Origin of the sequence: Candidatus Burkholderia verschuerenii (genome assembly GCF_001189365.1) — a bacterium.
Lineage (GTDB): Bacteria > Pseudomonadota > Gammaproteobacteria > Burkholderiales > Burkholderiaceae > Caballeronia > Caballeronia verschuerenii.
This window is the reverse complement of record NZ_LFJJ01000179.1, coordinates 1-11359: the sequence shown is the minus strand read 5'-3', so window position 1 is coordinate 11359 and position 11359 is coordinate 1. Positions and strand designations below refer to the sequence as shown.

Genomic DNA, 11359 nt, shown 5'->3' with positions numbered 1-11359 from the left:
CGATGACCGCGACAAGGCGCGTGCGCTCTGGGCCGAAAAGGGGAAAAGCGCGTTCGCGGACGACAATAAACCATAGACGCCAATCGCTGCACGGCAAGCGTCAACCGACCCGATATAACCGATGGCGGGCGGCGCGGAGACCTCCCCAATCGCAGCGCCGCCCGCCATCGCGGGACCAGCCGCCAAAACGCTCGTTACAAAGTCGCCCAATGGCCCGTTCCTCGCCTGAAATGTAAAGCGTTTGGCGGTTTGTGAAATAGTTCAACGAAACAGAAGATAACGCTGTTTGCTACTGTGCGAGGAAATTGACCTCTTCGCCCAAGAACATAGTCGTGCACGTGAGACGTACCATTTCTGTGATTGATACTTCATACGAGGTTCGAGAGAACCTTGAAAACGAAGTCACGGACTTTCAGCCAATCGCGAACCGCATCCGTGAAGCGCAAAGCAGCGGTCACCACGCAATCATTGCTTTGCATGTATCGTACGCTGACGGCGTAAATGTCCATGGCGCTCGGAGATTGGCCCTATGCGCGGCCACGACAATCGCCCAGACGATCGCCATAGCCCGCCTGTACAGATGCCTCGAACTATCAAACTTGGTAGCGGCGCAAATCATCATCGATCCCGCGAGCTGCCGACGATTATCGCAGAGCAATCTAATTAGGGCGGTAACAACACTGCTAACCCGTGGTGTCGTTCCGATCGTATCCAACAGAGCCGACATCCCTTCGTGCACTGCTTCTCATCAGTATCCGGACCAGGTTTGTCTGTTCAGATCACCGATTATCGAAGAATTCATACAGCCAACCCGATGGAGGGTAGTTTATGCTTAAGGTTATGGCAGATGGAATAGCATTGCGACCTGATATCAATCGGCCCGCACTACAAAGTAAGCTCGGGCGCAAACTCATTGACGGCGAACTTCCGGATTCAATCCCTCGGTTGCATACGGAAGCATGGCAAACAACGCCGGCAACAAAAGCAAAAGTGCTACTTCTAATACCTCAATACACGCGGATCAGGCGTCCCTTGGACATCGTAGCTGATAACCTATCGGCGAAAAATGGACTGCACTTAAAGAGAGATCTAAAATTAGTCCATGATCTGAAAGCTGAAGGTCTGAACTATATAGAAGAAATGAAACGGGCAGGCGTCCCCATGGGCCTGCTTCGCGTGGGAACGCAAGCTAAAGCGAAAGGGTATTCAGTCAAGATTATTGACGGAGCATACCAAGGGTGGAATGACGAGCGACACGCATTCACTTCTTCGGAAGGAAGCGAAATCTGGAGTTATGGAATCGCCAACGATGTGATGATTGAGGCCATTAGAGAGTTTGAGCCGCAAATCGTCGGAATATCGTGCGATTACAGCCACCAGTGGGGAAACACTCGAGCACTTGCCGATTTGGTTAAAAGTATTGACGAAAACATTATCGTTATCATGGGAGGAACGCACGTATCGGGGCTGCCGGAAGACGCGTTGCGTGACTGTCCTGCAGATTATGTGGTCTGCCAGCAAGGTGACGTGACATTTGTGGAAATGATTGACGCACTGCATAACCAAACCCCTATCGAGGATGTGGCAGGTATCGTCTTTCGTCGCAATGGAAACGTCGTTCAAACACGGCCTCGCGGATTCCTTCCAAGCATGGATACGTTTTCACAACCGGATTACTCGTTGGTTGACTTCAGCCTTTATGACAGTCCATTCCATTCTGGCGGCAAGCGTCAAGTCGATCATGATCACCTTACGTATGGATTCACGACGGTGGGCTGCGATGTACGGTGCACCTTCTGCACAATTCCGAGGATACAAGGCGGATGGTTAAAGATGAACGAGGTCTCGTTTGATCGCTATCTCGCCAGTTTGGTCGAGTTCGGAATTACCGAGTTCATCGTCGAAGATGATCATCTTTTCCATGATCCAGAGTGGACGATGAAAGTTTTTGATTTGTTAGAAAAGTACAACCTGCCTTGGTTTGAGGAAGGCGGTGTCGCACTATTCTCTCTGATTGCACTGCTGCCGGAAGTTAGCGAAGAGTTCGTGCTTAAAGAAACTGGGCGCGAAAAGCTGTTCGAACCACTTTTGCGGGCGAAAAGATCGGGCCTTACACTCGATCGCCTAGTAAAGCGCATGCGTGAGAGCGGTTGTTATAGTCTCTATCTTGCTGTCGAAAGCAGCAATCTGGAGGCACTGGGAACAGCGAACAAACCCCCGATCAACACAATTGAATATTATACTCAGCGGGTACTCAACACGCTATATGATAACGCCATACATGCGACTGGCGGCTTGATGTTCGGATTCGTCAATCCAACTGCTGGTCGCAAGCTTTATGTCGAAACCCGGGAAGATATAGAGAAGACATTCGAATATGGTCGGTTCTTAATGGCGGCTGGTGCATCTTACATGAATCCCTTCATCTTCACACCGTTACCCGGCGCACCGCACTTTTCAAAATTGCAACCGTACGCGACGACAAACACCGATGAAGGCTATTCTCACGAGTTCGCGACGATGAATGATGCGCCAAACGGCGAATGGTCCAAGGACGAATTGAATTTGCTCCGTGTGCGATCTCTCGTCGAGGTCAATGGCATGGAGAGCTACAAGACGATCCTTCAGACAGGCACATGGCCTATTGCCGACAATGACCCTATCTCGCGACGTATTAATAGAGCAATTTAATTCACTTAAAACGAGGTATGACCATTGATGACACGCACGCGCGCAACAATCATTGGCTCTCTGGCAGTTATTTTGTGGTCGTCCTTGGCTGCCTTGACCATCGGTACAGAACCGACTCCTCCACTGCTTCTAAATAGCATTTGCTTCACTATCGGCGGCTTGATTGGACTTTTCTGGACCCTTTGGCGAGGAAATCTTGCCGCTCTGGGTGCAGTAAGATGGCCCATCTATCTTTTTGGTACGCTGAGTTTATTTGGATACCACGTTCTTTATTTCTACGCATTGCGGCTGGCTCCCGCTGCCGGAGCCAGTCTAATAGCGTACCTTTGGCCGCTTCTAATCGTTCTTTTGTCCAGCTTACTTCCGAATGAACGCTTTAAAATTGGCCATATGGCAGGGGCTGTACTTAGCTTTTGCGGCGCTGCCCTTATCATAGCGAATCAATCGGTCGAATTCTCAAGCACATATCTGGTTGGCTTTGCGTTGGCTGCTGCTTGCGCTCTCACGTGGTCAAGTTACTCCGTTATATCCCGACGGTTCGGCGATATCCCGACCGAGAGTGTTTTTGTTTTCTGCCTTGCTACCGCCGCTGCGTCATGGATTCTCCACTTTTGTGTGGAGGAAACCGTCTTTCCGCAGGCTTATTCAAGCTGGATCGCAATCTCACTGCTAGGGCTTGGCCCCGTCGGTATCGCTTTTTATTTTTGGGACGTCGGAGTTAAGCGCGGAAATATTCAACTGCTTGGGACTATCTCGTATGCAGCGCCGCTCCTTTCGACTTTTATTCTTTTTGGACTAGGAAAGACCGAGCTTTCTTTAACGCTCATTCTCGCCGCCTTCCTGATCACCTCCGGGGCCATTGTCGCTGCGCGCGTCAGCATGGTCAAAAGCAAACCGCTTTATCGATCGGAAATCTGATGGGGTGATGCCATGTATTCTACGAAACGCATTCGTGAACGACGAGGTGCTCTTGAAACCCACGTCAAAGGCGACTGAAGAAATAGGCCGGTCGGATGAAATGAGAAGATGCTCCGCGTGGCTAAGTCTTTCTTCCATTTGAAGCCTTTTTGGACTGTCGCCGAAAGATCGCCTAACTACGCGGCGGAATGTAGTTTCGGACATGCCATATTTCTTGGCAGCCGCCTGCACCGTTTCCGATATGCCGAAGTTCCAGTGCCTTCCAGCTTCTGACAGTACGATATCTTTTGGCGATGTCTGCTTTATTAAATCAACAAGAGCGGTGAACAAGGGGCCGCATTTAAACAAATCATTAGGCGCTCTGTAAAATTCTTCAGCAAGAAATTTCATCAATCTTTGATGGGATGGCGTTATTTCGCCTATGACAAACTCATCTATTTCTTTTTTGTTGCGGAGTGCGATGTCTGTCCGGATATCAACGACCAGAAATATACCGTTCCTTGTGCTATGGAATTTATGTTCTGTCCTCGGGCCTAGTATGATTGCCTTCGACGGAGTTAATCGATTGCTCTGTCCTCCAGCATTCATCTCCATCTCGCCGGATACAGGTAAAACGGCCTGAACATATTCGTGAATATGGGTCTCGCTCTGTCGTCCGTAGCTACGGAAATTGCCTAAAACGCCCCGTGTAAGCATCTTGCACCTTAAATCATCTACACCCTCTCTCCTAATGCCGGAATGATATTTAGATTTGCGAATCAGGTCAACGATGGCGCGCGGAGCGCACGCTGGCTTAGCGCTTCGGGCGTTCTGCACGAGGACATTGCGCAAATGATCAGGAGAGGGCTCAGCAGAGAGCTATGGCGTAAACATAGTTATCATCACTATCGGTCGCGGCCCGGCAGACGCAGCAGCAGGCCCGCCCCGACGAGCGTCGCGGTGATGCGGGACACGGTGGGCTTGGGAATGCCGGTCCATTCCGTCAGTTCGCGGTTGCTGACGGGGGCATCGGCGGCGGCGATACGGCGCAGGACATCGAGTCCTCGCGCCAGCGCGGTGACCTCTTCACCATCCCTCTCTCTCTCTCTCTGTTTGTCACGGCCCGGATGTGGTGTGTTTGGCGTGTGCATTTAGTTTTTGTGAAACATCGTTTCGACTGCCTGGATTGCGTTGTTCTATTCGGGTGCAAATCAAAGCTTGCAAGCGGTGCAAGGCTCGCCGATTAGTGGCATTCCGAATGAACTTTTATTAACAATCCCCTGTAATCGCGTGGGTTTGGGCACTTGCCCGACATCAGAAATTTTGCTTGACTTGGGCAGCGTTCCCAGAAAAAATGGAACCGAATTTCGAAAGTTACTAGCGATGTGCGCCATTCGCTTCCCGCTTGAAACGCTCGGAATACCGTCTCTCAGGTTCTAGCACGGCCCTCGGAATGGCTAGAACTTTTAAGGTGCTACGGCAACGTAGCGCCTTTTTTTTTTGTCCGCACAAAACCGTCTGGTCGTGATTTCGCGCGCCCGGATCATACAAGGTCGAACGCAACGACGTACAGGTTTTGTCGAACGGTGTTTCACGAAAAAGCGGGCCCGTGAGAACGGCATTCGCGGGAAACTGAGGAAAGCCTCTATTTTCGTCGGAAACGATTGCGGTTGTCGCACGCATTCACACTACAATTTTTTGCGACGGCGCAACTTTGCAGCGCATGCATATCTGATTATGGGGTCGTATGCGATTGCTGTCAGCAGTTTCTGCGCGAAAAACGAAACGCGCCCGATTCTCGCGGGCGGTAATCAGGCGGACATGAAAGTCAGGGACGGAGCTTGGCGTGTCCGAAAAGGACGATGGATGCGATCAAGCGGCGCGATTGCCGCTCGAAGAAAGCTAAGACGCGGGCGGTGATCCATCACCGCCCGGAAGAAGTTCAGCCCAGATCGTTGAACACGCGACGCTGACGCGCCAGACGCTTGCCGCGCACGACCCAGTAGATGCCTGCGGTCATCAGCAACGCCGCGACGCCCAGCACGATCAGCGGCGAGATGCGCTCGGGCGGCGGCTGGTACGTCACGACCATCATGGCGGCCAGAAAGGCGGCGCTCGCCTGACAGTACGAGCGTTTGGCCAGACTGCGGCGCATGCGATGCGTGGTGAAGCGGGAGACGGGAGGGCGCGTGAACGGCTCGAACAGCATCAGCCCTGCAACGAGAGCGATGGCGGAATTCATCATGAACATGCTGGGGACTTGGAGGGACGGAACCGGCACCGAATATATGCCAGCCCGAAGCCTGCCAGAACCAGAAGTCTCTGAAATGTAGAGGCAACATTCTATTTCGCGCCGCGCGCGGTGTTTTCACGGCGGCGCGACGCTTTCGGACAGCGTTAAATAGCGCTTAGAGCTCGATGCGCGTGCCCAGCAAGCCCAGAAACTGCCCGATCCACGCGGGATGCGCGGGCCACGCCGGCGCGGTGACGAAGTTGCCATCGGTGACGGCGGCATCGACGGCGATATCCGCGTAGGTCGCGCCCGCCAGCCGCACTTCCGCCGCGCAGGCCGGATAGGCGGAAATGCGCTTGCCTTCGATCACGCCGGCCGCCGCCAGCAACTGCGCCGCATGGCAGATCGCCGCGATCGGCTTGTTCGCCTTCGCGAAGTGGCGCACGACTTCCAGCACGCGCTCGTTCATGCGCAAATATTCGGGCGCGCGTCCACCCGCGATGGCGAGCGCGTCGTAGCGTTCGGGATCGACATCGTCGAAGCTCGCGTTGAGCCGGAACAGATGGCCCGGCTTTTCCGTATAGGTCTGATCGCCTTCGAAATCGTGAATCGCGGTCTTGATGAAGTCGCCGCTCTTCTTGCCGGGGCACACGGCATCGACCGAATGGCCGACCGCCAGCAGTGCCTGGAATGGCACCATCGTTTCATAGTCCTCGGCAAAATCGCCGGTCAGGAAAAGAATCTTCTTTGCAGCCATCGTCGACCTCCGGTTGGTGTGAAGTCGCGCCGCACGGCATGCGGCGCGTGGGACATGGGTTGCAGTCTAACGCCGCGCATCGTCCGGCTTTGCGACGTTTTCGCGACGCGCCGAGGCCGCCTGCGCGATCGGAGTATGATGTGCGCCAATTTCGAGATACGCGCGGCGCAAGTCACAAGCCGCAAGCCGCGCGTGTTTCCGGACGTTCGAGGATCCGAGGTAACACCATGCAGATGAAGCCCACGACGCGCATCGCGCTGGCCCTGTCGACGCTCGCCGTGCTGGGCCGCGTGCGGAAAGCACGACGCCGAGGCGGGGCAGGCCGGGAACGCGTTCAACAATCTGGCGAGCCAGACCGGCCAGAAGTTCGATCAGGCCGCGAGCTACGTCGGCCAAAAGGTCGATGCCGCCAAACAGTCGGCACAACAGAATTTCGATAATGCGGGCACGATGCCCGATGTGTCGGCGAGCGGCGTCGCGGCATCCGCGCGGGCGAACTTCGCCAATGCGGCGAGCGCGACCAATGCCGCCATCGACAACGCGGCGAGCGCCACCGGCGCGGGTTTGCAGAGCGCCGGACGCAAGCTGCAGGAGTGGTCGGCGACGAGCAACGGCGCGTCGCATACGCAGGCATCGAGCGCCAATTCGGCCGCCGACGCGAATAGCACCAGCAGCACGAGCGGCACCCGCACCGAATACGACAAGTAAGCATCGTTTCGCGACGGTTAACATTCGGTTACACCGGATCGGGCGGCGCGCCCGACGCAGCCGCTAAACTGGCGGTCTTCTCAAAAATCGAGACCGATATGAAGTCACGCAAGCTCGCGCATGACGGCGCGCTGGTGTTCGTCGCGATCTTTTGGATGATCGCCTCCGCGATATTTCGACGCCTCCGACGACCCCACGCGCTTTTAGCCGTCTTTTTCGCGCTGACGATGCAAGCGGCGCACGCCGCGCCCGCGCTCACGCTGCCATCGCTCGAAGAGCTGATCAAGCCGTCCGCGCCGGCCTCAGCGCCGGATGCCGCATCGGCCGCATCCGCGCCCGCCGTGTCCGATGCCGACATGCTCCGCTCGCTCGATACCGTGATCTCCACGCTCGACAGCGAGCGTCGGCGCAGCGCACTCGTCGCGCAATTGAAAAAGCTGCGCGACGCCAAACGCGCCGCCGAAGCTGGCATTCCCGCATCCGATGCGTCCGCTACCGGCGCATTCGGCGTCGATGCCGCGGCAGCCAGCGCGCCCGCGAGTTCGTCGGCGTCGTCGGTGGCGAGCATCGCGCAGAACGCGGGCTTGCTGGGCGCGATCGCGTCGGCGCTCACCAATATCGAAGCGGACGTCAAACGCGGCAAAACGCCGATCGCATATTGGGGCGGCCGCTTCAACGCGGCGGGCAACGAACTGTTTACGCTCGTTACGAGCCAGAGCCGTGAATCGTTCGGACGCACGCTGTTCAATTATTTCGCGATGCTCGCGGGCTGGGGCGCGTGCGCCTTCGTGCTGGTCTGGGTGCAGCGCAAGATGCACGCGCGCTATGGCATCGATCGCGGTCTGCATCCGAATCCGACCACGCGCGAACTGCTGCTCTTCACGCTGCGACGCGTCGCGCCGTATCTGTTCTCCTTCGTCGCCGCGCTGACGTTCTCGCGCTACATGCCGCAATCGCTCGGCCGCACGCTCGCGATGGTCACCGCCTACGCGATCGTCGCGGGCGCGGTGTTCTCGGCGATCTGCCTGATCATGTTCTCGCTGTTCGGCTCGGCGCATCGGCGCATCGGCGCACGGCGGTGAACGTGCTGATCATCCGCGCGCGGCGGCTGCTGTTCGTGATCGGCACGCTCGGCGACGCCGCGTCCAATTACGACGTCGCCCAGCAACTCGACACCAATCTGTCCGCGCTGATCTCGACCTTCGCGAACATGGGCGCGGCGGGGCTCACGGCGTACTTCGCGCTCGCGTTCCAGCGGCCGGTCGCGCATCTGATCCGCAGCCGCAGTTACGAGCAGCGCCAGACTCGCAAGGCCGCGACCGAAACCTTCGAAGTGGTCGCGTCGCTCTGGCAGTTGCCCTTGCTGCTGCTGGCGACGGCGTCGGTGATCGCGACGCTCGCGGGCATCGGTACGTCGGAGAACGTGTTGCAGATGGCGATCGGCACGGCCGCGCTGTTGGTCGTCGCGTTCTTTCTGTCGGCGATCGTCGTGCGTGTCACGCGGCCGCGCGCGATCCGTCCGCGTCGCCAGTCGGCCTATGTGCGGCGTCTGATCAAGTTCGTCGGCACGATGATCGTGGTCGGCGTGTGGCTCGTGTTCCTCGAAGTGTCGCCGCGTTTCTGGGGCTATTCGCTCGCGCAGATGGCCGAGGAAAGCGTCGCGGCGCGCGGCATCACGCACGCGGTCGGCGCGATCGTGCTGACGTTCTTCATCGTCTGGCTGGTGTGGATTCTGATCGACACCGGCATTCAGGAAGCGCTGCGGCCCGATTCCGCGCGACGCGGCGGGCGCGGTCCCAGCATGCGCGCGCGCACGATGCTGCCGCTGGTGCGCAATGTCGTGTTCGTGTCGCTGCTGATGATCGCGGCGATCGTCACGGCGGCGAATCTCGGCCTGAACGTGACGCCGCTGCTGGCGGGCGCGGGCATGATCGGCCTCGCGGTCGGCATCGGCGCGCAATCGCTGGTGGCGGATCTGATCACGGGGCTGTTCATCATCATCATCGAAGATACGATTTCGGTCGGCGATTCGATCGAGGTGGAAGGCGGCCACGCGGGCATCGTCGAAAGCCTGACGATCCGCACCGTGCGCCTGCGCGACGGGCAGGGCGCGATCCACGCCATTCCGTTTTCGCAGATCAAGACGGTGAAGAATTTGTCGCGCGATTTCGCCTTCGCGGTGTTCGAGGTGCGCATGCCGTTCTCCGCCGACGTCGACGACGTGACGCAGATGATCCGCGAAGTCGGCGCGGACCTGATGGCCGATTTCCGTTACCGGCGCGAAATGCTCGGGCCGGTCGAGGTCTGGGGACTGGACCGTTTCGATCCGAACTGGATGGTCGTGAAAGGACAGATCAAGACGCGGCCCTTGCAGCAATGGAGCGTCGCGCGGGCGTTCAATTTGCGTATCAAACGCAAGATGGACGAAGCCGGCATCGAGATTCCCGTGCCGCAAATGCATGTGCAGATGACCCGCAACGACGCGCCGCCGAACGCCGGGCCCGCGCATCGGATCTGGACGGGCGAGGAAGCATCGGCCGAGGACGACGCGGACGATGCCGATATTGGTCCGCAAAACGCATCGCGCTTGACGAAGGCGCGCGATGTCTCGCACGAGCCTCAGGCCGCGCCGCCGCCGACCGAACAATCGGTGCAGATTCCGCCGCAGATTCCCACGGCATCGGAGCCGGGTAAGGGCTGATTTGCCTGCTTCAGGCTTCGCTCAGGCGGCGAGCAGATCGTTGACGTGCGTCGACAGCTGCGCGCCCGCCACGCCGTAGATATGCAGGGAGACGGCGCGCGTCGATGCATCGGCGGGATTGCCGAGTTGATGGATCGCACCGCGACCCGCATCGACATAAGACACCGCGCCCGTCGCGCGCGGATGACGCCGCACTTCCACCGCCCGATGCGCATCCGCGTCCCAGCGATACAGCGTTTCCGCCAGCGCGCCTTCGATCACAGCGTACCCGCACCACGTATGATGCCCGTGCACCGGGCTCGCCTATCCCGGCTCCCAGACGAGTGCCGCGATCGCGTAACGGTCGAGCGGATCGGCGGCGAGCAGATGACGGCAATAGCCCGACGCCGCGCCTTCGCGCTGGTCCGCGCGCAACAGACGCGGATCGGCGATCGCGCGTTGCAGCGCTTCGCGGACGTGCAGGCCGAACGCGGTGCGCGTGCCGGATGCGGCGGCATCGAAAGCGGCATCGATTTCCGTGCACAGTTGCCGCACCGCCGGACTGTTTTGGCGCGGATAATCGAACGCGTGCGAGGCGTTTGGCGCGAAGCGCTTGAAATGAGCGACAGGTTCGGGTTTCATCTCGGCAGAAGCGTGTGCGTTGTGGGCGGGACACATCATTTATACCGGTTTGCTTCCAGAAGAAGTTTCCATATAATTCTTCATGGAACTCGATAAATAGAATAATTTTCTACTAGGGGTGCGGCATGGGAATGGACCTCATCGATCGCAAGCTGCTGGAACTGCTCCAGCGCGACGTGACGATGCCCATCGCGGAGCTGGCGCAGCGCGTGAATCTGTCGCAGACGCCGTGCTGGAAGCGTATGCAGCGTCTGAAGGAAACCGGCGTGATCCGCGCGCAGGTGGCGCTGTGCGATCCGAAGAAGCTCGGCGTCGGCACGACCATGTTCGTCGCGGTCCGCACCAATCAGCACACGCAGACCTGGGCCGACGACTTTACGCGCGCCGTGCGCGATATTCCCGAGGTGGTCGAGGTGTATCGGATGAGCGGCGAGACGGACTACATGCTGCGCGTGGTGGTCTCCGATATCGAGGACTACGACCGCGTATACAAACAGCTCATCCGTTCCGTGCCGCTCTACGACGTCAGTTCGAGCTTCGCGATGGAGCAGATCAAGTACTCGACGGCGCTGCCCGTCAGGCCGACGCTGGAAAGCTGACCTTTACGCGCGTGCTGGAAACCGGGCAATCGGCATAGGGGCGGCCAGCAAGCTGGCCGGTCCCCTGCCACACCACCCGGCGTGCGGGTCCGCACCGGGCGGTTCGGGAAGTTGAGGTTATGTGAGGCGAGGCATGCCAAGACGATCGAAGT

General features: G+C 58.1%; 7 protein-coding genes and 3 pseudogenes. 5 read left to right on the top strand and 5 right to left on the bottom strand.

Annotated elements, in window-relative coordinates; translation table 11 throughout:
* Window positions 1-828 precede the first annotated feature (828 nt).
* A complete protein-coding gene (locus BVER_RS23365; RefSeq protein WP_083452317.1) occupies window positions 829-2691 on the top strand; it encodes a B12-binding domain-containing radical SAM protein in 1863 nt (620 codons plus the stop codon).
* Window positions 2692-2718: 27 nt separating this feature from the next.
* Complete coding sequence (gene yddG, locus BVER_RS23360) at window positions 2719-3609, top strand: aromatic amino acid exporter YddG (RefSeq protein ID WP_050455314.1); 891 nt, start codon at window positions 2719-2721, stop codon at window positions 3607-3609.
* Here the strand turns inward: yddG and BVER_RS30545 are convergent.
* From BVER_RS30545 to BVER_RS23345, 4 genes and pseudogenes are all read right to left on the bottom strand, one after another.
* Window positions 3508-4425 (bottom strand): AraC family transcriptional regulator, encoded by a 918-nt coding sequence (locus BVER_RS30545; protein WP_157056188.1) that lies wholly within the window; start codon window positions 4423-4425, stop codon window positions 3508-3510. The genes yddG and BVER_RS30545 overlap by 102 nt on opposite strands.
* Window positions 4426-4496: 71 nt before the next feature.
* Window positions 4497-4739 (bottom strand): annotated as a pseudogene (locus BVER_RS23355) (helix-turn-helix domain-containing protein); the annotation flags it as partial.
* Window positions 4740-5530: 791 nt separating this feature from the next.
* Window positions 5531-5830 carry a hypothetical protein gene (locus BVER_RS23350; protein ID WP_198155339.1) on the bottom strand — a complete coding sequence of 100 codons (300 nt, stop codon included), beginning with the start codon at window positions 5828-5830 and terminating at the stop codon, window positions 5531-5533.
* A gap of 166 nt (window positions 5831-5996) precedes the next feature.
* Complete coding sequence (locus BVER_RS23345; RefSeq protein WP_050455311.1) at window positions 5997-6578, bottom strand: DJ-1/PfpI family protein; 582 nt, start codon at window positions 6576-6578, stop codon at window positions 5997-5999.
* 342 nt (window positions 6579-6920) lie between these two features.
* Between BVER_RS23345 and BVER_RS34455 the strand changes: the two genes are divergently transcribed.
* Window positions 6921-7286 carry a BCAL1086 family glycoprotein gene (locus BVER_RS34455; RefSeq protein ID WP_502255036.1) on the top strand — a complete coding sequence of 122 codons (366 nt, stop codon included), beginning with the start codon at window positions 6921-6923 and terminating at the stop codon, window positions 7284-7286.
* Window positions 7287-7441: 155 nt separating this feature from the next.
* A pseudogene (locus BVER_RS23335) lies at window positions 7442-9987 on the top strand (mechanosensitive ion channel family protein).
* A 21-nt stretch (window positions 9988-10008) separates the two neighbouring features.
* On the opposite strand, the pseudogene BVER_RS23330 reads toward BVER_RS23335, so the two are convergent.
* Window positions 10009-10608: pseudogene (locus BVER_RS23330) on the bottom strand (cysteine dioxygenase family protein).
* Between the two features lie 125 nt (window positions 10609-10733).
* Between BVER_RS23330 and BVER_RS23325 the strand changes: the two are divergent.
* Window positions 10734-11207 carry an Lrp/AsnC family transcriptional regulator gene (locus tag BVER_RS23325; RefSeq protein WP_050455310.1) on the top strand — a complete coding sequence of 158 codons (474 nt, stop codon included), beginning with the start codon at window positions 10734-10736 and terminating at the stop codon, window positions 11205-11207.
* The last annotated feature ends 152 nt before the right edge of the window (window positions 11208-11359 follow it).

What these genes read in the sequence shown, in the direction of transcription:
- BVER_RS23365 (WP_083452317.1), top strand. Translation starts at nt 829, where the DNA reads ATGCTTAAGGTTATGGCAGATGGAATAGCATTGCGACCTGATATCAAT.
- yddG (WP_050455314.1), top strand. Translation starts at nt 2,719, where the DNA reads ATGACACGCACGCGCGCAACAATCATTGGCTCTCTGGCAGTTATTTTG.
- BVER_RS23345 (WP_050455311.1), bottom strand. Translation starts at nt 6,578, where the DNA reads ATGGCTGCAAAGAAGATTCTTTTCCTGACCGGCGATTTTGCCGAGGAC.
- BVER_RS23350 (WP_198155339.1), bottom strand. Translation starts at nt 5,830, where the DNA reads ATGAATTCCGCCATCGCTCTCGTTGCAGGGCTGATGCTGTTCGAGCCG.
- BVER_RS23325 (WP_050455310.1), top strand. Translation starts at nt 10,734, where the DNA reads ATGGGAATGGACCTCATCGATCGCAAGCTGCTGGAACTGCTCCAGCGC.